Source organism: Kribbella sp. NPDC051952, from assembly GCF_040680855.1.
GTDB lineage: Bacteria > Actinomycetota > Actinomycetes > Propionibacteriales > Kribbellaceae > Kribbella.
The window spans coordinates 1-20,316 of record NZ_JBFAXQ010000004.1 but is presented as its reverse complement, the minus strand read 5'-3'; the positions used below and the strand labels follow the sequence as shown (position 1 = coordinate 20,316).

The window sequence follows — 20,316 nt, the reverse complement described above, 5'->3', positions numbered from 1 at the left end:
CTAGGACAGCTTGTGGGCGTGGCGGATCACGTCTACTACGTTGGCCATCATGCTGGTCAGGTCGTAGTCCTTGGGCGTATAGACGGCGGATACTCCGGCGGCCAACAAGCACTTGGCATCGGCGTCGGGGACTATGCCGCCCACTACTACGGGGACGTCTTCCAGGCCGGCGGCGTTGAGGCCTTCGACTACCTGGGGGACCAGTTCCATGTGGGAGCCGGAGAGGATGGAGAGACCGACGCAGTGGACGTCCTCGGCCACGGCGGCTGCCACGATCTGCTCGGGGGTCAGGCGGATGCCTTGGTAGATGACCTCGAAGCCGACGTCGCGGGCGCGTACGGCGACCTGCTCCGCGCCGTTCGAGTGGCCGTCCAGACCGGGTTTGCCGACCAGGAAGCGCAACCGACCGCCGAGTTCGTCGGACGTGGCGGCGACCTTCGCACGTACGGCGGCGATCTCCGAGCCGCCGCCCGCCGAGATGCCAACTGATCCGGACACACCGGTCGGTGCGCGGTACTCGCCGTACGTCTCCCGCAGGACCCCGGCCCACTCCCCCGTCGTCACGCCAGCGCGAGCGCATTCCAGCGTGACCGGCATCAGGTTGTCCGTACCCTTCGCAGCCACGCGCAACTTACCCAACGCAGCCTCGACCGCCTCCGCGGAGCGAGAAGCACGCCACTCCAGCAAGGAAGACAAGGCCGCACTCTCGGCCGCCGGATCGACGGTCTGGATCGCGGTGTCCAGGTCAGCGGTCAACGGCGACGGCTCGGTGTTCTCGAACTTGTTGACTCCGACAACGACCTGCTCACCCGACTCGATCCGCTGCCGCCGTTCGGCATGCGATCCGACCAAAGCCTGCTTCAGATAACCACTCTCAACGGCCGCAACCGCACCGCCCATCGCCTGTACCCGGTCGATCTCCTCCCGGGCTCCGTCGACCAACGAGGCAACTTTCGCCGTGATCACATGCGATCCGTCGAAGATGTCGTCGTACTCGAGCAGGTCCGATTCATAGGCCAACACCTGCTGCATCCGCAGCGACCATTGCTGGTCCCAGGGGCGAGGCAGGCCGAGCGCCTCGTTCCAGGCCGGCAGCTGGACCGCGCGGGCGCGGGCGTTCTTGGACAGCGTGACGCCGAGCATCTCGAGCACGATCCGCTGGACGTTGTTCTCCGGCTGCGCCTCGGTCAGTCCGAGCGAGTTCACCTGTACGCCGTAGCGCAGCCGACGGGCCTTCGCGTCGGTCACGCCGTACCGCTGAAGCGTCAGCTCGTCCCAGAGCTGGACGAACGCGCGCATCTTGCAGGTCTCCTCGATGAACCGCACCCCGGCGTTCACGAAGAACGAGATCCGCTGGACCACCTCAGCGAACCGCTCCGGCGGTACCTGCCCGGCGTCACGCACGCGGTCCAGTACGGCGATCGCCGTCGACAGCGCGAACGCCAGCTCCTGCACCGGCGTCGCGCCCGCCTCCTGCAGGTGGTAGCTGCAGATGTTGATCGGGTTCCACTTCGGCATCTGAGCGACCGTGTAAGCGATCACATCGGTGGTGAGCCGCAGCGAGGCGTCCGGCGGGAAGGCGTAGGTGCCGCGGGACAGGTACTCCTTGACGATGTCGTTCTGCGTCGTACCGGTGAGCTCGTCGGGCAACGCGCCCTGCTCCTGCGCGGCGACCTGGTAGAGCGCGAGCAACCACATCGCGGTCGCGTTGATCGTCATCGAGGTGTTCATCTGCGCGAGCGGGATCTGGTCGAACAGCGCCCGTACGTCGCCGAGATGCGCGACCGGTACGCCCACCTTCCCGACCTCACCCTTGGCGAGCGGATGGTCCGCGTCGTACCCGGTCTGGGTCGGGAGATCGAACGCGACCGACAGCCCGGTCTGGCCCTTGGCCAGGTTCCGCCGGAACAACGCGTTCGACTCCGCCGCGGACGAGTGGCCCGCGTACGTCCGCATCACCCACGGTCGGTCCTTCTCGGTCGCCCTCTCACCGATCGCCATGTACCCGAGAGTAGGACTGTGTGCGGTTGTGAGTCCTCACCTCGTGACGGGTGTCACCAGGGGTCTACATCACAGTCAGGCGCTGATCGGCAGGCTGCTGCGCTCGACGTGCAGGATGCGGTGCAGCCGGGTGACCGCGAGGATCCGGACGACCGAGGGCATCGGGTGCCAGAGCACGAGCTGACGGCCGAGGGACTGGGTCCGGCGGTGGGTGGCGACCAGGAGGCCGAGGCCGGTCGCATCGACCGCATCGACCGTCTCCAGGTCCACGATGACGTCGCCGACGCACGTGTCGATCACGGTGTTCAGGGTCTGTCTGACGTCGCCGACGGTGCGGACGTCCAGGATGCCGGTCAGGTGTACAACGTTGTCAGCGATCGATGCGGGACTTGATTCTGGGGTCGGTGCGAGCATGTCCGTGCCCTCCGCTCTTCCGGCGGCCCCCGAGTCATCGGCCGCATGGCAGCGTTTGTGTTGGTAAAGACTCCCTGGCGACACGGAAGGTTGCCAAGGTCTCACGATCTTTTCTTTCGCGAGACAATGGTGTCCGTGATCGGTGGACAGGAGTACTTCGTCTTTCCGGTGGTGGCCATCGCCCTGGCTGGATTGATGGTACTGCTCTGCCGCTGGGCTTTCTCGAAGGCCAAGGGCGGGTCGCTGGTGCGCCGCGTCGACGACCGGCCGGCCGAGAAGGACGCGTTCGGGCTGCTGATCGACATCCGGACGGTGCGCACCTACAACGAGGCCCGGGTGGCGGTGTCGAAACTGAAGGACTTCGGCATCAAGGCGACCGCGGCCCGGACCAAGGCCGGCTGGAGCGTCTACGTCTGGCCGAAGGACGAGCTCGCCGCCCGCGGCCTCCTCGACGTCTGAAGCTCCCCAACCTCTCCCGTGTCATCCGGAGAGCGCTCTCGCGCGTCCTTACCCCGGAGCTTGGGCGATTTCGGGGTAACGAGAAGGGGTCTGGGGACATCGGACAAGAAGAGGGTGAGTCGACCGGCAGCGCACCAGACGTGAGGAGCTCGATGACGCCCGACCTGGCCTTGGCGACCCTTGCCTTTCCCGGTCGGCCGCGGACTGCCCCCGTACCCGAGACGATGGACGAGGACGGGCGGACGCTCGAGGCGTCGGTGCACGAGCCGGATCGGTTCACGGCGATCTTCGACCGCTACTTCGGTCAGGTGCATGCGTACGTCGCTCGCCGGTTGGGGACCGATATCGCGGACGATCTGGCCGCCGAGACGTTCCTGATCGCGTTCCGGCAGCGGGAGCGGTTCGACCGGCGCAACGGCGTCGTACGGGCCTGGCTGTACGGCATCGCGACCAACCTGATCCGGCGGCACCGCCGGGACGAGGTGCGCGCGTGGCGGGCGCTGGCGAAGCTGCCGCTGCCCGTGCCGGCCAGCGCGCCGGAGGACCGGATCGCCGCTCAGGTCACGGCGCAGGGCGCGAGCCGGGAGCTGGGTGCGGCGCTGGCGAAACTCAACGCGAAGGACCGCGAGGTGCTGCTGCTGGTGGCGCTCGGCGATCTCACGTACGACGAAGTCGCCGCAGCGCTCGGGATTGCGTACGGGACGGTCTGCTCGCGCCTGTCCCGCGCTCGCCGTACTCTCCGCGCCGCTCTTCCCGACCCCACCGCCGAGGAGGCCTGATGAACGAGTTCGAGAAGCTCCGCCGCGCCTTCCCGGAACAGGACGGTCCGACGCCCGAGGCGATCCGCGCCGCCCGCCAGCAGATTGAGGGGTTGATTCGGGAGGCGAGGACCCCGGCGGTCAGTAAGTGGCGAGCCGGGTGGGTGGGGACTGCCGTCACCGCGGCGACCGCGATGGTGGCCGTGGTGGGGCTGGGTGGTGCCCTGTTGGTGGGAAATCGCGGTGGGAGTGAGGCAGGGCCGAGTGTGGTGACGCCGATGTCGCCTCGATTGGTGACGGCGGCTCAGGTTCTGCTCGCGGCCGCGGTGCGCCAGGAGGTGGACGAGAAGGTCTCGGGGCGGTACTACCGGGTCCGGAGTCTGCAGGTGACCACAGGTCCGCGGGTGGGGCGGCCGCGATACACACTCGAGCGTCGGTCGATCACCGAGAGCTGGATGCCGATGAAGCCGGGCGTCGAGTCCTGGTTCGGCTGGGTGCAGCTCGGCTATCGGCCGGCGACTCCGGCGGACGTGGCGATGTGGAAGGCCCAAGGATCACCACGGACCTGGCTGCCCTACCCGGACCAGCTGATCTCCAGCTCGGACGGCGAGCCGGTCGTGAACAAGATGTCGTTCCGCGACGTTCCACCCGGCTACTTCCTGACCGGGGACAAGCCGCTCAGCGCGCAGCAGATCGCGGCGCTCCCGACCGACCCCGCCAAGCTCACCAAGGTCCTTGCCCAGGGCACCCTCCCGGACGCGACCGCGGAGGTCAGGAACTACGCCATCTTCTCGGCGGCCGGCCGGCTGCTGTTCGAGACGCCCTCGCCGCCGAAGCTCCGGGGCGCCGCCCTGCGAGTACTCGCGACCCTGCCCGGCACCCGCATCAGGACCGGCGTGAAAGACCCGATCGGCCGGGTCGGCACCGAGGTCACCATCACCGCGGACCTGTCCAAGGCCAGCGGCGGAAAGACGTTCCTGTTCGGCCGCGGCGCCTCCTTCATCATCGACGCCGCCACCGGCCGCTTGCTCAGCTCCCACCTCGGCGGCCCCAAGAACAGCTCGACCATCGTCCTCGAGTCCGGCTGGACCGACGACAAACCGACCCCGCCGTCCAGAGCAGTCCGCTGACAGCTGGTCCGTCGCTGACACGCCGGCCGCTCCGGTCTCAGTCGGTCTCCCGGGCGAGACCGGCTGCCTGCTCGGCGCCCTGTCGTCGGCCGATGGCCAGACCGGCCTGGAACCTGCTGGCGGCGTGGACGTCGCTCATCAACCGGCTGACCCGGCGCTGGACGGTCCGCAGCCCGACTCCGAGCTGTCTGGCGATGGCGGCGTCGGCCAGCCCCGATGACAGCAGCGCGAGCAGGACCTCGTCCTCGGGTGCCGGTCCGAACTCGCTCGGTGGATCGAGCACGCCCTCGGGCGTCAGCGGCAACGCCTGCTGCCAGATCGACTCGAAGAGTGCCTCGAGAGCAGTGAACAACGGGCCCGGCTGGACCACGATCATGCCTTCGGTGATCCCGCAGCCGGGCCGGCTGGGCAGGACGGCGTACCTGTCGTCGAGCAGACCGAGCCGGATCGGCACCTCGTTGATCACCCGGGCCTGCTCGCCGGCCCGGATCGACGCCATGATCGATTCGGCCGTCTGTGCCTGGGCCGCGGCCCGGTCGTACACGAGGCGGTAGACCACACCGCGATCCAGCGCGGCCTGCTCGTCGTCGGCCATCGGTGACACGGCCGCGACGTACGGCGGCGTCTCGAGCGAGCGGATCTGGGTCTGCACCGAGCGGTGCAGCTGCATCAACCGTTCCAGCGCCTGGCCGTTGTCACCGGGGACCAGCTCGAGCATCGACGGGCTGTGGTCCTGGTTGGCTTCGGTGTGCCGGCGTCGCAGCTCCTCGACCCGCAGGAGCATCCGGTCCAGTTCGCGCTGACGCTCGGCGACCAGGCTGCCGAGGGCGAGATCCGGCGGCACGGCGACGTACCGGACCGGCACTCCCTCGACCGACCGGATCAGTCCGTCGGCGAGAAGCTGGTCGACGATGCGCCGCAGCCGCACGTCGTCGATGTCCGGATGAGCCAGCGCAAGCTCACGCCAGGTCCTCGATGCCCGCCCCACGACGGTCTCGTAGACCTCCTCGACCTGCTTGCCCAGCCGGAGGTTGTCCGCCACGCCGGAATGATGACACGGCGACGGGCGCACGGAAGGGTGTGCGCCCGTCGCCGCGGCCTATCGGCCGGCCAGGCTGCCTGCTATCAGCCGGCCAGTCCGTAGGCCCTCGGCAGCACCAGGGACACCTTGCTGCCGGCCTTGTCGGTCGCCTGCACCTGCAGGGAGACCGCAGTGGCCTTCGCCGGCGCCCGCGGCACAGTGACCGTGCGGACGTCGCCGGAGCCGCTCACCTTGACCGTGCTCCAGCTCTTCCCGTCGTCGAAGCTCACCTTCACCGCCATCGACGACAGCTGCGCCGGCGTCTCCGTGCTGCTCTCGTGGTACGCCGTCAGCGTCAGCTTCCCGCCGGCCCTCGGAGCCTGGTTGTGGTTGTCCAGCGCAACGTCGGGCCGGACCTGCAACAGCGGCTGGATCCCACACGCTCCCGGCACCGCTGCCGGGCAGACAGTGCCCGCAGTCGTCGACGAGGTCGGGCGCTCGGTCCGGAAGCTCCACTCGGCGTGGAGTGCCTGGCCGTAGGGCAGCGGGTTCTCCGCCGCCGTCCGGTCGTACACGAGACGCAGGTCGGCCGGCGTCGCCGGTACGTCGAACTTCCCGGTCTCCTGGGGCAGCGCCGCCGCCATCGGGATCTGCTTCTGACCCGAGTAGAGCTTGACGTCCGCGACCCGCAACGGGCGGACCAAGGGCGCCTGCTCATCGAGGAGCGGAGGGTAGACGTAGCCGTCGTCGATCAGCGTGGGGTCGCCGTACGTGCCGGTCGGTCGCACCAGCAACGTGTCGCCGCTGCGGCACACCGAGCACGGCCTGTCGCCGGCCGGCTGGGCAACCGCCGCACCGGGCGTCAGCAGCGCCGGGTTCATCACCTCGGGCTTCTGTTTGCCGGCCGTGAGCGCCGAGTACCGGTACGCCGGAGCAATCTCGGTGTCGCTGTCCTCGGTCCAGCGGAACCATTGCACCCCCGGACGCAGCGGCCCGACCAGTTTCGTGACGGTTCGCGGAGCCGTCACGAAGGTCTCGGGTGCGTACCCGACCACCTCACCTCCGGCCGGCCACAGCCCCTCGTCGTACGACCGGTACAGCGTCGGCTCCGGCCCGAAGCTGCGGAAGTCGGTCTTGATGCTCGCGAGTTGCGAGTCGGTGACGTGGTACGTCAGCGACGACGGCACGCTGTCCTTCTCGTAGAACTTCAGGCTGTACAGGTAGGGGCTCGGTGTGGTGCTCACCAGATCGACCTTGAGCGGACCGGCCTTCAGGCGGTTGGCCAGCTCGTTGCCCTCACTGTTCGACAGGCCCGCGACAGGTAGCGGCGGTTCGAGCGAGATCGGATAGGGACTGGCGTCCGTACCTTCTCCGGGCTTCCGGACCAGAACACCGATCGCCCCGGCCGCCGCCAGTTCCTGGGCTTGTGCCTCGGTGAGGAAGTTCTGGTCCTCGCCCTGTCCGGGCACCGCGGGAGGAGACGCCAGGGCGATCGCGCCGCGGACGGCTTTCGCTTCGGCCGGATCCAGACTGTCCCCGACGTCGACCAGCCGGGCGCGAACCGTCGCGGGGAAGGTCGTCGCAGAGTTGTACGACATGTACCAGGGGTGAATGGCCATCCGGTCCCCGCCCACGACCGCTCCGGTCAACGGGACGGCGCCGAGCTGCTCGGCAATCGACAGGAGGTACGACCCGGTGCTGACCTTCGGCGTGGGCAGCGCCCACAACGTCGTGGCGTAGTAGTCGGTGAGTCTGCCACCGAAGACGAACTGATTGTTGCCGTAGTGCCGGGTGAAGAGCAGCGCGCCGCTGTAGGCCTCGGTCGGACGATCCGTCTGGACCTTGACCTGCTGTGCCCGGGCCAGCTGCAGATGCACGGACTGGACGGGAACGGTCCCGGTGATCTCCACCTCGGGGATCACCAGCACGGCATTGTTGACCCGGCCGGACTCCAGGAACTCCACATTGGCGTCGAACATGTACCGGCCCGGCGTGAGATGCAGATAGCCACTGAGGTTGAAGATCGTGACGGATTCCTCGGGGTGATCGAGGTTCGTGGCGGTGATCCCGTCCGTCGTGCACGGGCACCCGCCCAGCTGGCGGGCATCGATGATGACGTTCACGAAGGCCGTGAACGGGTCTCGCACGAAGCCGATCGCCGTACGGGTGGTGTGGCCGGCCTTGTCGGTCGCGGTGAGGGTGCCGGAGTACTGGCCGACGGCGAGACCGTCCACCGCGAGCTGGGTGGAGGCTGTGGCCGTTCCCTTGGCCGGGACGGCGAGGGTGGCCGGCAGGGTGATGGCGGCGGCCGGGACGTCGGTGCCGGTCGCGACGTTGTGCAGGGATGCGGACAGGGTGAGCGACGTCGCCGTGGTGGCGGCGTTGGCGTAGGTGACGTCGCGCGCGACCGGCGCCTTCTGGTCCTCGGAGCTGCGGCCGAAGTCGAGCGCGGCGGTCGTGGTGACGTCTTCATGGACGGCGCGCTCGACGTTGAGCCGGCCGGTGCCGCGCTCGAAGACCGATCCCGTGGTCTCGTCGGTCGACGCGGTCAGGGCCTGCTTGATTTGCTGGCCGGTCCAGTCCGGGTGTGCTTGGGCGAGGATCGCGGCGCCACCGGCGACGTGCGGCGTCGCCATCGACGTACCGGAGGCCGTCGTGTAGTAGTCGTCGACCGGCGTACCCATCGTGGTTCCGGCGGCCCGCGCCGCGGTGATGTCCACGCCGGGCGCGACCAGGTCAGGCTTGAGCGTCCGGGTGTACGTCGAGGGCAGCGGACCGCGGGAGGAGAAGTCAGCGAGCTTGTCGGTCGAGTCCACCGCGCCGACGGTCAGGGCCGACTTCGTGACGCCCGGGTACTCCACAGTGTTCGGGTTGGGGCCGGAGTTGCCGGCAGCAATCACGAACAGGGTCTTGGAGTAGCGCGAAATGAGGTCGATCGCCTGCTCGAGTGGGTCGGAGCCGCTGTCGTCCTCCGGCGCCAGGATCCCGCCGATGCTCATGTTGACCACCTGGGCGCCCTGGTCGGCGGCCCATTCGGCACCGTCGATCAGGTAGGAGACCGAGCCGCTGCCGTCGTCGCCGAGGACCTTGCCGATCAGCAGCTTCGCACCCGGAGCGACGCCGCGGTACCTGCCGTCGGACGCCGCGCCGGAGCCGGTGATGATCGAGGCCACGTGGGTGCCGTGCCCGAATCCGTCGACCACCGAGTCCGAGCCGTCGATGAAGTTGTGCTGACCGATCACCTTGCCGGCCAGGTCCGGGTGGGTGGCGTCGATACCGGTGTCCAGGATGGCGACCTTGACGCCGGTGCCGTCGTACCCCTCGGCCCAGGCTTCGGGGGCGTGGACCTGCGGGACGCTCTTGTCCAGGGCGGCCTTGACCGGACGATCCAGGCTCAGCCTCTGCACACCGTTGTCGGTCTTGGCGACCCGCGCGGTGGAGGACCTGGTCGTCACGTCGCGCCAGAACGACGCAGCCTGGGAGTTCGGGACCGTGAGCGCGCTCGCGTTGATGCTCTCGAGTACTCGCCTCTGGGTCGACCCGGCCAGGGCGTCACCGGTCGCCTCCAGCGACTTCTTGGCGACGCTGCTGCCGAAGCTCGAGATCACCGGAACGGACCCGCTCGTGGTCCCGAAGCCGTTGCGGCGCAGCAGGTCGACGTCGAACAGGGACCGGTCGAGCTTGCCGGCCGAGATCAGGGACTGCGCATCCTGCGGAATGACGAACAGTTGCGCGGGCTTGGTCGCCGTCGCCGACGATCCGCGGATGGAGAACGCCGGGTTCCGACCGTCGTTGCGCGGTGCTGCGTGCACCGACACCTGCCCGACGCTGCCGGATCCCACCGTGACGACATCGCCGGTGACAAGCGTGACGGTCGCCCCCTTGCTGTCCTCCGCCCCGGCCACCCGGTCGGCCGTGGTGACGGCCGGCTGGGTGGCGGACCCCGCTGCGGACCCTACTGCGGGCCCCGCGAGCGACGCCGCCCCCAGTCCCAGGACGACGGACACTGCCGTCGCCCATCGTTTCCGTCGAGCCATCGAATACCCCTCACTGAGCACGAAGGGGCCGGCAGGCGGCCGGCCCTGGTCGAAAATCACACGCCCCGGGATGCCCGCGGAAGGTCTTTTACGGGCGGCAATGCGACTCCGGCGCAATGCCGCCACCCGCCTGCTCAAGAAATTCGCTGATCGCACTCAACCAAACGGCCAGTCCCGGTCATCTCAAGCTCGGACGGGCGATCGGCCCGTGTGGGGTAGTCAGTATCGAGAGGGACATTCAAGACATGAGCAAGCGACGTGTTGCGCTGACGATGGCCGGCCTGAGCCTGGCCGCGGCAGCAGCGGCTCCGGTGACCGCGGGTGCGACCCAGCCAGGCCCGGAGAGCTTCCGGACCGCCGGCAAGGCCGCAGCCGAACTACCGACGACCAAGGCGCAGGCAGCGGCTGCCGCGTGTGGTCTGGGGATCGGCGCAGTGAACGCGACCGGCACCGCCGGCGGGTACGACGTCACCGCCACCAAGCCGCCGACTGTGACGAACCTCGCGCAGTACAAGCTGTTCGGCGTCCGCGCCAGCGCCAGCTGGTACCTCGAGTCCGACCGGACCACCGACTCGTTCTACGGCATGGTCCTGCAGGGCGGGAACCTGTACAGCGCGATCACGAGCTACAAGGGCGCGGCCACCACGCCGACCGTCCGCACGACCAAGCTGGGCACCGGCTGGAGCGGCTTCAACCAGATCGCCGACTCCAACTACGTGTACGGCGCCCAGCAGCACTACTTCCTGTACGGCCTGCACGCCAACGGCTCGATCTACCGCTACAAGGTCTCGACCGCGCCCAAGGCGTTCGGCTCGGCACCGGGCTTCGGCTCGGTCAAGGCGATGACGTTGATCGCCGAGACCCCGGCGTACGACACGCTGCTCGTCACGACCCGCGGCGGGTCGCTGTACACGGTCCGGATCCCGGTGACGACGCCGATGAAGCCGATCGTCACCCAGGTCCGTGCCACCGGGTTCGGTGCGTACGAGTCGCTGGTGGCGCAGCGCTGCGGCGCGAGCAGCACGCTGCTGACCGCGTTCGACAACGACACCAAGCTGGGCACCGTGTTCGCGGTCGGCCGCACCACCGGTCCGACCACCGCGATCAAGAGCTACGGCAGCTTCAAGGCGAGCTTCGGCGCGAACGTCAACTTCCTGCTGACCGGAGCGTACGGTCCGCAGCGCGTCGGCGACTGATCCCAGTAGCTGTACCGACCTGCCCCCACTCGGCTCTGCCGGGTGGGGGCAGCTCTTTGGTGCAGCGTCTAGGGTCGGGGTATGGGCACTCTGCTGGAGCTGGACCTGACCCGCGGCGTTCTCGAGGCGCCGCCCGCTTCACCGGTGGCGGCGTTCCGGGCGCGTCACCTGCCGACGCTGCGTGAGCTGGTCGCGGCCCTGCGGAAGGGAGCCCGCGACGACAAGGTCGTCGGTCTGGTCGCCCATCTGGGCGGTCAGGCGCTCTCGCTCGCCCAGGTGCAGGACCTGCGTGAGGCGATCGCCGATTTCCGTACGTCGGGCAAGCCTGCGGTCGCGTGGACCGAGTCGTTCAGCGAGAGCGGCTTCGGCACAGTCCCGTATTACCTGGCCACCGCGTTCGACGAAATCTGGCTCCAGCCGTCCGGAGAGCTCGGCATCACCGGCGTCTCGGTGCGAGCCGTCTTCATCCGCGGTGCGCTCGACAAGGCCGGTGTGATCCCGCAGTTCGGCAAGCGGCGTGAGTACAAGACGGCTGCTGACACCTTCACCGAGAAGGAGATGACCGGACCGGCGCGTGAGATGGCGTCGCGGCTGGCGGAGTCGGCGTACGAACAGATCGTTGAGGGGATCGCCGTACGACGACGCTTGGACACCGCGCGCGTCCGGGAGCTCGTGGACAGCGCACCGCTGGCCGCGGAGGCCGGACTGGAGGCGGGACTGGTCGACCGGCTCGGATACCGCTCCGATGTGTACGACGATCTGCAGAAGCACCTCGACTACGACGAGCGGTTGCTTGCCGAGCGCTACATCCGGCGTGGTCCGCGGACTCTCCAGGACGTGCGCAGGCAGTTGCCGTGGCCGGCCAAGCCGCTCGTCGCCGTGGTGCGGGTGTCCGGCGGTATCACTGTGGGCCGCAACTCCAGTAGCCCGCTCGGTGGGCCGGGGTCCGGTTCTGACACCGTCGGTGCGGCGCTGCGGGCTGTGGCGGAGAACGAGAAGGTCAAGGCCGTCGTACTGCGAGTGGACAGCCCGGGTGGTTCGTACGTCGCGTCGGACGCGATCCGGAACGAGGTCCTGCGGCTGCGGTCGACCGGTCGGCCTGTGATCGCTTCGATGGGCACGGTGGCGGCATCTGGCGGGTACTTCGTGGCTATGCCGGCGGACGTGATCGTCGCGCAGCCAGGCACGATCACCGGCTCGATCGGGGTGCTGACCGGCAAGGGCGTCGTACGCGATGCGCTGGCGCGGATCGGGATCTCGCAGCAGGCCGTGTCGGAGGGTGAGAACGCGCGGATGTACTCGGCGCAGGAGGAGTTCACCGACGAGCAGTGGGCGCGGCTGGAGGAGACCCTCGACCGCATCTACCAGGACTTCGTCGCCAAGGCGGCTCAGGACCGCGGTCTACCAGAGGCCGAGCTGGAAGCACTCGCCCGCGGTCGCGTCTGGACCGGTGCGGACGCGCATGCCCGCAAGCTGGTCGACGAGCTGGGCGGTTTCCAGCACGCGCTGACCCTCGCCTGCAACCGGGCCGGCCTGGACCGCGACGAGATCGCGCTGGCGAACGTCCCGCATCGCAGCCTGCTGGACCAACTCCGCCCCCCGACCACCACCGACGACCTGGCCGTGAGCGCCGCCCCACTGACCCTGGACGGCCTGGCGAGTGGGCTGTACAGCGCTCTGGGTCTGCCGCCGGCCGGCCTGCTCCGAATGCCGCTCAACTGGGAACTTGCCTAGGCGTCTCGTTCGCCGCCGGGTACCCAGAGGACGTCGCCGCCGGAGGACAGGTTGGCTACCCGGCCGAGGATGAAGAGCAGGTCGGACAGGCGGTTCAGGTAGGTGAGGGCGAGCAGGTTGATCGACGGGCCGTGTGCTTCGACGGCTGCCCAGCCGGCTCGCTCGGACCGGCGTACGACGGTGCGGGCGAGGTTCAGGTACGCGGCGCCCTCGGTCCCGCCTGGCAGGATGAACGACCGCAGCTTGGTCAAACGACCGTTGTAGTCGTCGCACCAGCCTTCGAGCCGGTCGATGTACTCCTGCGTGATGCGCAGCGGCGGGTACTCCGGATTCGGCGTGATCGGGTTGCACAGGTCCGCGCCGACATCGAAGAGATCGTTCTGGATCCGGTTCAGCAGGACCACGATCGTGCTGTTCAGATGGCCGGCCGCGATCGCGACCCCGATCGCCGAGTTCGCCTCGTCCACCTCGCCGTAGGCCGCCAGTCGCGGATCGGTCTTCGAGGTGGTGGAGTTGTCACCCAGGCGGGTCTCGCCAGCGTCACCGGTGCGCGTGTAGATCCGCGTCAAGTTCACAGCCATGCGAGGACTCTACGCAGGTGCGGTCACACACGTTCGCTACAGTCGGCGGGTGGAACGGTTTCGGATCGCAGGTGAGGCACGGCTCGATGGAGCCGTGGAGGTCGCCGGAGCGAAGAACAGTGTGCTCAAGCTGATGGCGGCAGCCCTGCTGGCCGAAGGGACGACGACGCTGCGGCAGGTGCCGAGCATCCTGGACGTCACGTTCATGGCGCAGTTGCTGGACACCCTCGGCTGCTCGGTCACCGTCTCCGCGGCGGACAACACCGCGACCATCGCCGTACCCGGTGAGATCGGTCACCAGTGTGACTACGAACTGGTGCGCAAGCTGCGGGCCTCGATCTCGGTGCTCGGACCGCTGCTGGCCCGTTGTGGACAGGCCGAGGTGGCGCTGCCCGGCGGCGACAACATCGGTTCCCGCGGGCTGAACATGCACGTCGCCGGACTCGAGGCGATGGGCGCGAAAGTCCATATCGAGCACGGTTTCGTGATTGCCGAGGCACCGCAGGGCCTGCACGGCGCGGAGGTCTGGCTGGACTTCCCGAGCGTCGGTGCGACCGAGACGATCATGATGGCCGCGGTGCTGGCCCGCGGTACGACGATCATCGAGAACGCGGCCCGTGAGCCGGAGATCCAGGACATCGCCCAGATGCTGGTCGAGATGGGCGCGCAGATCGACGGCGCCGGTTCACCGCGGATCGAGGTGACCGGGGTGAGCGGACTGCTCAAGCCGGTCGACCACGTGGTGGTTCCGGACCGGATCGTCTCCGGGAGCTGGGCCTTCGCGGCCGCGATCACCAAGGGCGACGTGACGATCTCCAACGGCCATGCCGAGCATCTCGAACTGCCGCTGGACAAGCTGCACAAGGCCGGCGCCGAGATCAGCGTGCTGAAGACCGGTGGCTTCCGGGTCCGGATGCACGACCGGCCGAAGCCGGTGGATGTGGTGACGCTCCCCTACCCCGGTTTCGCGACCGACCTGCAGGCCTTCGTGATCGCGCTGAACGCACTGAGCGACGGTGCCGCGATGGTGACGGAGAACCTCTTCGAGGGCCGTTTCACCTTCGCGCAGGAGCTGACCCGGCTCGGGGCGCAGATCCAGACCGACGGACATCACGCGGTCGTTCGCGGCGTACCGCGGCTTTCTGGTGCACCCGTGGTCGCGTCCGACATCCGCGCGGGCGCCGCCTTGGTGCTCGCCGGTCTCGCGGCCGAGGGCGAGACGCTGGTTTCCGCGGCTCACCACGTGCACCGCGGGTACACCGACTTCGCCGGCAACCTCCGCCGCCTCGGCGCGGACGTGACCGTCGAGCCCGACGACGCCGAGATGTACTGGAACTGAGGCCATGACTGAACGCGTGATCAAGCCCCTGGGCCGTGGATTCCTCTTCCTGGACTCGCATCCAGCCGGTTGCGCCCAGGTGGTGCGAGACATGGCGAGCCAGGTCGAGCGACGTGCACCAGAACGTCGTACGGCGCTGGTGATCGGCTCGAGCTCCGGTTACGGGCTGGCCACCACGATCGCGGGGCTCGCGCGGTACGGGATCGACGGGATCGGAGTGTCGTTCGAGAAAGGCCCGGGACGTCGTACGGCGACAGCCGGTTGGTACCGCACTGCCGAGACCGACAAGCTGGCCAAGGAGTTCGGCCGCGACTTCCGCTGGATCAACGCGGACGCCTTCGCGGACACCACGAAGACCGAGGTGCTCGACCTGATCGCGGAGCGCTGGGGTGGGATCGACCACCTGATCTACAGCGTGGCAGCACCGCGTCGGGTGGACCCGCGCAACGGCGAGACGTACCAGTCCGCGCTCAAGGCGATCGGAAGCCCGCACACCACGAAGAGCCTTGCGTTCGAGGACGGTGCGCCGGTGCTGCAGGAGGTCGGGATCGAGGTCGCGTCCGAGGACGAGATCGCCCAGACCGTGAAGGTGATGGGCGGCGAGGACTGGGCTCGCTGGGTTTCGGCCCTGTCCGAGCGAGGGTTGCTCAAGGACGGCTTCAACACGGTCGCACTGACCTACATCGGGTCCGAGCTGACCGGTCCGCTGTACCGGCAGGGCTCGATCGGCGCCGCGAAGGCGGACCTCGAGCAGACCGCGCTGACGTTGAGCAAGGACGGCGTACACGCGATGACGTCGGTGAACGGCGCGGCCGTCACGCAGGCGTCGTCGGCGATCCCGGGGATCGGTCTGTACGTCAGCCTGCTGCACAAGGTGCTTGGCGACGGCCTGCGGACTCCGGTGCAGCAGTCGATCACGCTGTGGGACCAGCTGACCGGTGAGGCGCCGCTGGACCTCGACGACGAGGGCCGGATCCGGCTCGACCGCTGGGAGCTGGCCGACGACGTCCAGGCCGCCGTACGCGCGCAGTGGGAGTCGGCGACGCAGGACAACATCGCCGAGGTCGCGGACACCGAGTGGTTCCTGGCCGAAGTACGCCGGTTGTACGGCTTCGACGTACCGGGTGTGGACTATGAGGCGGCGACCGAGGTCGACGTCGTCTGGCCCTAGCCTCGGGCGCGGTACTTGCGCATCTTGTTGCGGGCGCCGCAGAGAGACATCGTGCACCAGCGACTGCGGCCGGCGGGGCTGCGGTCGTAGTACACCCAGCGGCAACTGTCGGCGGCGCAGGCCTTGAGCCGCGGCCAGGTGCCGTCGGCCACGGATGCGGTGATGTCCGCGGCCAGTTGCGCGACCAGGGCCTGGATATTGCGCAGCCCGTCAGCCGGGCGGACCGTCGCGTCTCCGTTCGCCGCCAGCGTCAGCCTGAGCGGCGCCTCCGCGAGCAGGCGATCCAGCGCCTCCAGGGAGGTCGCCGGTACGTCGACGCCGGCATGGGCCTGACAGACGTCGCGCACCGCCTCACGCAGGACCAGGGCCTGCTCGAGATCAGTCCAGTCGAACCGTAGCCCGGGCAAACCGTGGTCGGCACAGAACGTGCTCAGGTCGGCGGGCTTGGTCAGCGCGTCCTGCTCCATCTCCAGGTCGACGGTGTTGACCAGATCCTGGACGAGCGCCAGCGGCTTCGGGGCCGGACTGCGCTCACCTGGCTGAATCACGCTTGCCACGTTACCGCCGATAAGGCATGATCCGGTAACCGTTACTGGATGAGGCGGAGGTAGTGGTAACGATGGACGGGGACTTCAAGCGGTTCTGGGCAGGTCAGACGGTGTCGGCGGTAGGCACCCAGGTGACCGCAGTCGCGCTGCCGCTGACCGCGGCGCTCACCTTGGACGCGGGCGCGGCCGGAGTCAGTGCGATCGCCACCGCGACCTATCTGCCCAGTGCGGCGCTTCCGCTGCTAGCCGGGCATTGGCTGGAAGGCCGGCGCAAGCGTGGCGTGATGATCGCGACCGATGTGGTCCGGGCCGCCGCGGTGGCAGTGGTTCCGCTCGCGTGGGCGTTCGATCAGCTCACGCTGCCGTTGCTGGTCGTGGTCGCCTTCGTCGTCGGTGCGGCCAGTGTGGTGTTCGACATCGCGTCGTTCGCGTACCTGCCGGACTTCGTGCCGGAGGAGGAGCTTCCGGCGGCGAACCGTGCATTGCAGGGCTCGTCCACCGCGGCCCAGGTCGGCGGTCCCGGCCTGTCCGGTCTGCTCGTCCAGCTCCTCGGTCCGGCCATCGCGCTGCTCGTCGACGCCGTCTCCTACCTGGTCAGCGCGACCGGCATCGGCTCCGCACGACGCGCCGAGGCCGCACCCCACGTGACCGACGAACGACCCGGTCTGTGGGAAGGCGTGCGACAGATCAGGGTCAGCCCGTTCCTCAGATCACTGACAGCACATGCCGCGCTCTACAACGCCTCCGCCCAGATCCTGGTCGTCAACCTGGTCGTGCTCGCGGTCAAAGAACGCGGACTCTCCGCCGGCGGCTACGGCATCGCCCTCAGCGCAGGCGGCGCCGGTGCCTTCGTCGGCGCAATGCTCGGCCTCCGGCTCGCCCGGCGACTCGGCTACGGGCGCGCCTTCGGCACCTCGCTTGTCCTGTCGACCGGACTCCCCCTCCTGCTGGCGCTTCTCCCGGGCCGCGGGCTCGAGTACGGCGTACTCCTCGGAGCGGTCCAGTTCCTGGCCGGGATCGGACTCGGCAGCGCGAACGTGTTGTCGGTGACGATCCGCCAGCTGCTCATCCCACGCACCGCCCTGGCCCGGAGCAACGGCGCCTACCGGACGTTCACCTTCGGAGTGTTGCCGATCGGCGCTGCGGTTGGCGGCGTGCTGGGCAGCACGTTCAGCACCACGACGGCCGTTGCCGTCGGCACCATCGGCATCGCGCTGTCGGCCCTGCCCATGTTCGTGCGCGAGGTCCGGAACCTCGAGACACCTGTGACTACAGCGGTTTGAACGACGCCAGTTCGAGGACGAGGTCGCCGGCTTCGTCGGAGGCGGCCAGGTCGACGGACGCGGTGATGCGCCAGTCGTGGTTGCCTTCGGGGTCGTCGATGATCTGCTGGACCTCCCAGTAGCCGGGGTGTTCCTCGACCATGAAGAGCGCGGGCCCGCGGGCGGCCGGGCCGGTGCCGACCACGTCGTGCTCGGCGTAGTACGCCGTACCGGCTTCGGCCCAGCGGCCGGCGTCCCAGCCCGCATCGGTGTCCAGTTGCCCCAGCTCGGCCCAGCGGTGCAGGGCGAGCAGCTCGACCCGGCGGAACATGGCGTTGCGGACCAGAACGCGGAAAGCCCTGGTATTCAGGGTGATCCGGCGTGGGCCGGCCGGGACGACCTCGGCCTGCGGCACGTCGGTGGGGTTGGTCAGCTCCTCCCACTCGTCGAGCAGGCTGGAGTCGGTCTGCCGGACCACTTCACCGAGCCACTCGATCAGGTCGGTGAGATCCTCGTTCACCTTGTCCGGTGGCACGGTCTGCCGAAGCGCCTTGTACGCGTCGCTCAGGTAGCGCAGGACGATGCCCTCCGAGCGCGCGAGACCGTAGTACTGGATGTACTCGCCGAACGTCATCGCCCGCTCGAACATGTCCCGGACCACCGACTTCGGCGACAGCCCGGCCTCGGCGACCCACGGGTGCGTCTGCCGGTACATCTCCAAGGTTGCCTCGAGCAACTCTTCGAGCGGCTTCGGCCAGCTGATCTCGTCGAGCAGCTCCATCCGCTCCTCGTACTCGATCCCGTCGGCCTTCATCCCCTGCACGGCCTCACCCTTGGCGTGGTGCAGCTGCGCCATCAGGATCGCGCGCGGATCCTCCAGCGTGGCCTCGACCACCGACACCACGTCCAGCGCGTACACCGGGTCCTCGGGGTCGAGCAGATCCAGTGCGGCCAGCGCGAAGGTGGACAGCGGCTGGTTCAGCGAGAAATCCTTCTGCAGGTCGACTGTTAGCCGCAGGGACCGGCCGTTCTCGTCGGGCTCGTCCAGGCGCTCGACAACGCCCGCGGTCAACAGGGTGCGGTAGATCTGGATTGCGCGGCGGATCAGTCGGATCTGCGCCCGGGAGTCCTCGTGGTTGTCCTGCAGCAGGTGCCGCATACTCGCGAACGCGTCGCCGTCGCGGGCGATCACGTTCAGCAGCATCGCGTGGCTGACCCGCATCCGCGACTGCAGCGGCTCGGGGTCGGCGGCGACGAGCCGGTCGAAGGTGTCCTCACCCCAGGTGACGAACCCCTCCGGCGGCTTCTTCCGCTGGACCCGGCGCTGCTTCTTCGGGTCGTCACCGGCCTTCGCGAGCAACCGGACGTTCTCCACGACGTGGTCCGGCGCCTGTACGACAACCGTGCCGGAGGTGTCGTACCCGGCGCGGCCGGCCCGGCCCGCGATCTGGTGGAACTCCCGGGCCTTGAGGATGCGCTGCCGGCGTCCGTCGTACTTGCTCAGGGCCGTCAGCAGCACGGTGCGGATCGGTACGTTGATCCCGACGCCGAGGGTGTCGGTGCCGCAGATGACCTTGAGCAATCCCGCCTGCGCGAGCTGCTCGACCAGTCGCCGGTACTTCGGCAGCATGCCGGCGTGATGGACCCCGATCCCGTGCATGATCAGCCGCTGCAGGGTCTTGCCGAAACCCGAGCCGAAGCGGAAGTGCCCGATCAGCTCCTTGATCTTGTCCTTCTCCTCCTTCGTGCAGACGTTGATGCTGGTCAGCGCCTGCGCGCGTTCCAGGGCAGAGGCCTGCGTGAAGTGGACGACGTACACCGGGGCCTGGTGCGTCACCAGGAGCTCGGCGAGCGTTTCGTGCAGCGGTGTAGTGACGTACTTGTAGACCAGCGGCACCGGGCGTTCGCCGGAGGCCACGATCGAGGTCGGACGCCCGGTCCGCCGGGACAGGTCGATCTTGAACCGCTCGACGTCGCCGAGGGTCGCGGACATCAGCACGAACTGCGCGTTCGGGAGCTCCAGCAGCGGAACCTGCCAGGCCCAGCCGCGGTCGGGCTCGGAGTAGAAGTGGAACTCGTCCATCACCACCTGGCCGACGTCGGCGGCCGAGCCCTCCCGGAGGGCGACATTGGCCAGGACTTCCGCCGTACAGCAGATGATCGGGGCGCCGGCGTTCACCGAGGCGTCGCCGGTCAGCATGCCGACCTTGTCCGCGCCGAACACGTCGCAGAGGGCGAAGAACTTCTCCGACACCAGTGCCTTGATCGGCGCGGTGTAGAACGTCCGCCGCCCGTCGGCGAGCGCGGCGAAGTGGGCTCCGGTGGCGACGAGGCTCTTGCCCGACCCGGTCGGGGTGGACAGGATCACGTTCGATCCCGTCATCACCTCGATCAACGCCTCTTCCTGCGCCGGGTACAACGAGATCCCCTGCTCCCCCACCCACCGCGCAAAGGCGTCGTACAGGTCGTCAGGCTCAGTGGTCCCCGGCAGCAACTCGGTCAGCGTCATCACCACCCATTGTCCCCGACGACCGGAACCGCTCGACGCCTGGCCGCCGCTGCCCGCCAAGAACGGCCGCGCGCATCGCCCTGGGACGATGCCAAGGGGTCGCCGCTGTTCGAGCTCGGTGCCGACGAGATGGAGATGGGCGTCGGTATCCACGGC

At 68.7% G+C, this 20,316-nt stretch carries 15 protein-coding genes; 8 read left to right on the top strand and 7 right to left on the bottom strand.

The window, feature by feature from the left end; genetic code table 11:
- Together AB0L70_RS09415 and AB0L70_RS09410 are read right to left on the bottom strand one after the other, a co-directional pair.
- Window positions 1-2,001, bottom strand: coding sequence for a protein meaA (locus AB0L70_RS09415; protein WP_363681872.1), 2,001 nt, complete (start codon window positions 1,999-2,001; stop codon window positions 1-3).
- 75 nt (window positions 2,002-2,076) lie between these two features.
- Window positions 2,077-2,415 carry an STAS domain-containing protein gene (locus AB0L70_RS09410; RefSeq protein ID WP_363681870.1) on the bottom strand — a complete coding sequence of 113 codons (339 nt, stop codon included), beginning with the start codon at window positions 2,413-2,415 and terminating at the stop codon, window positions 2,077-2,079.
- A 126-nt stretch (window positions 2,416-2,541) separates the two neighbouring features.
- On the opposite strand from AB0L70_RS09410, the gene AB0L70_RS09405 reads away from it, so the two are divergent.
- The 3 genes from AB0L70_RS09405 (at window position 2,542) to AB0L70_RS09395 (ending at window position 4,762) form a co-directional block, all read left to right on the top strand.
- Window positions 2,542-2,874, top strand: a complete 333-nt coding sequence (locus tag AB0L70_RS09405) for a hypothetical protein (RefSeq protein WP_363681868.1) — start codon at window positions 2,542-2,544, stop codon at window positions 2,872-2,874.
- A 152-nt stretch (window positions 2,875-3,026) separates the two neighbouring features.
- Complete coding sequence (locus AB0L70_RS09400; protein ID WP_363681866.1) at window positions 3,027-3,653, top strand: RNA polymerase sigma factor; 627 nt, start codon at window positions 3,027-3,029, stop codon at window positions 3,651-3,653.
- Window positions 3,653-4,762: a CU044_5270 family protein gene (locus AB0L70_RS09395; protein ID WP_363681863.1), complete on the top strand. Its 1,110-nt coding sequence runs from the start codon at window positions 3,653-3,655 to the stop codon at window positions 4,760-4,762. The genes AB0L70_RS09400 and AB0L70_RS09395 overlap by 1 nt, the downstream gene beginning before the upstream one ends.
- Before the next feature lie 37 nt (window positions 4,763-4,799).
- On the opposite strand, the gene AB0L70_RS09390 is transcribed toward AB0L70_RS09395, so the two are convergent.
- Together AB0L70_RS09390 and AB0L70_RS09385 are read right to left on the bottom strand one after the other, a co-directional pair.
- The gene (locus AB0L70_RS09390) at window positions 4,800-5,804 is read right to left on the bottom strand and encodes a hypothetical protein (protein ID WP_363681861.1); all 1,005 of its coding nucleotides are present in this window, start codon (window positions 5,802-5,804) and stop codon (window positions 4,800-4,802) included.
- Window positions 5,805-5,887: 83 nt separating this feature from the next.
- A complete protein-coding gene (locus AB0L70_RS09385; RefSeq protein WP_363681859.1) occupies window positions 5,888-9,820 on the bottom strand; it encodes a S8 family peptidase in 3,933 nt (1,310 codons plus the stop codon).
- A gap of 245 nt (window positions 9,821-10,065) precedes the next feature.
- Here AB0L70_RS09385 and AB0L70_RS09380 point away from each other — a divergent pair, with 245 nt between their 5' ends.
- Window positions 10,066-11,016: a hypothetical protein gene (locus AB0L70_RS09380; protein ID WP_363681857.1), complete on the top strand. Its 951-nt coding sequence runs from the start codon at window positions 10,066-10,068 to the stop codon at window positions 11,014-11,016.
- Between the two features lie 81 nt (window positions 11,017-11,097).
- Window positions 11,098-12,750: a signal peptide peptidase SppA gene (gene sppA / locus AB0L70_RS09375; protein WP_363681855.1), complete on the top strand. Its 1,653-nt coding sequence runs from the start codon at window positions 11,098-11,100 to the stop codon at window positions 12,748-12,750.
- Here the strand turns inward: sppA and AB0L70_RS09370 are convergent.
- The gene (locus AB0L70_RS09370) at window positions 12,747-13,331 is read right to left on the bottom strand and encodes a cob(I)yrinic acid a,c-diamide adenosyltransferase (protein WP_363681853.1); all 585 of its coding nucleotides are present in this window, start codon (window positions 13,329-13,331) and stop codon (window positions 12,747-12,749) included. The genes sppA and AB0L70_RS09370 overlap by 4 nt on opposite strands.
- 49 nt (window positions 13,332-13,380) lie before the next feature.
- On the opposite strand from AB0L70_RS09370, the gene murA reads away from it, so the two are divergent.
- Both murA and fabV read left to right on the top strand, forming a co-directional pair.
- A complete protein-coding gene (gene murA, locus AB0L70_RS09365) occupies window positions 13,381-14,670 on the top strand; it encodes a UDP-N-acetylglucosamine 1-carboxyvinyltransferase (protein WP_363681851.1) in 1,290 nt (429 codons plus the stop codon).
- Window positions 14,671-14,674: 4 nt separating this feature from the next.
- Window positions 14,675-15,841, top strand: coding sequence for an enoyl-[acyl-carrier-protein] reductase FabV (gene fabV, locus AB0L70_RS09360; protein WP_363681849.1), 1,167 nt, complete (start codon window positions 14,675-14,677; stop codon window positions 15,839-15,841).
- Here the strand turns inward: fabV and AB0L70_RS09355 are convergent.
- On the bottom strand, window positions 15,838-16,389 hold the full coding sequence (locus tag AB0L70_RS09355; protein ID WP_363681847.1) for a CGNR zinc finger domain-containing protein: 552 nt from the start codon (window positions 16,387-16,389) through the stop codon (window positions 15,838-15,840). The two genes, fabV and AB0L70_RS09355, sit on opposite strands and share 4 nt — an antisense overlap.
- Before the next feature lie 71 nt (window positions 16,390-16,460).
- Between AB0L70_RS09355 and AB0L70_RS09350 the strand changes: the two genes are divergently transcribed.
- A complete protein-coding gene (locus tag AB0L70_RS09350; protein WP_363681845.1) occupies window positions 16,461-17,672 on the top strand; it encodes an MFS transporter in 1,212 nt (403 codons plus the stop codon).
- Here the strand turns inward: AB0L70_RS09350 and AB0L70_RS09345 are convergent.
- On the bottom strand, window positions 17,659-20,160 hold the full coding sequence (locus tag AB0L70_RS09345; RefSeq protein WP_363681843.1) for a DUF3516 domain-containing protein: 2,502 nt from the start codon (window positions 20,158-20,160) through the stop codon (window positions 17,659-17,661). The genes AB0L70_RS09350 and AB0L70_RS09345 overlap by 14 nt on opposite strands.
- Between the last annotated feature and the right edge of the window lie 156 nt (window positions 20,161-20,316).

What these genes read in the sequence shown, in the direction of transcription:
- AB0L70_RS09410 (WP_363681870.1), bottom strand. Translation starts at nt 2,415, where the DNA reads ATGCTCGCACCGACCCCAGAATCAAGTCCCGCATCGATCGCTGACAAC.
- AB0L70_RS09345 (WP_363681843.1), bottom strand. Translation starts at nt 20,160, where the DNA reads ATGACGCTGACCGAGTTGCTGCCGGGGACCACTGAGCCTGACGACCTG.
- AB0L70_RS09395 (WP_363681863.1), top strand. Translation starts at nt 3,653, where the DNA reads ATGAACGAGTTCGAGAAGCTCCGCCGCGCCTTCCCGGAACAGGACGGT.
- AB0L70_RS09370 (WP_363681853.1), bottom strand. Translation starts at nt 13,331, where the DNA reads ATGGCTGTGAACTTGACGCGGATCTACACGCGCACCGGTGACGCTGGC.
- sppA (WP_363681855.1), top strand. Translation starts at nt 11,098, where the DNA reads ATGGGCACTCTGCTGGAGCTGGACCTGACCCGCGGCGTTCTCGAGGCG.
- AB0L70_RS09400 (WP_363681866.1), top strand. Translation starts at nt 3,027, where the DNA reads ATGACGCCCGACCTGGCCTTGGCGACCCTTGCCTTTCCCGGTCGGCCG.
- AB0L70_RS09350 (WP_363681845.1), top strand. Translation starts at nt 16,461, where the DNA reads ATGGACGGGGACTTCAAGCGGTTCTGGGCAGGTCAGACGGTGTCGGCG.
- AB0L70_RS09415 (WP_363681872.1), bottom strand. Translation starts at nt 2,001, where the DNA reads ATGGCGATCGGTGAGAGGGCGACCGAGAAGGACCGACCGTGGGTGATG.
- AB0L70_RS09380 (WP_363681857.1), top strand. Translation starts at nt 10,066, where the DNA reads ATGAGCAAGCGACGTGTTGCGCTGACGATGGCCGGCCTGAGCCTGGCC.
- AB0L70_RS09385 (WP_363681859.1), bottom strand. Translation starts at nt 9,820, where the DNA reads ATGGCTCGACGGAAACGATGGGCGACGGCAGTGTCCGTCGTCCTGGGA.
- fabV (WP_363681849.1), top strand. Translation starts at nt 14,675, where the DNA reads ATGACTGAACGCGTGATCAAGCCCCTGGGCCGTGGATTCCTCTTCCTG.
- AB0L70_RS09405 (WP_363681868.1), top strand. Translation starts at nt 2,542, where the DNA reads ATGGTGTCCGTGATCGGTGGACAGGAGTACTTCGTCTTTCCGGTGGTG.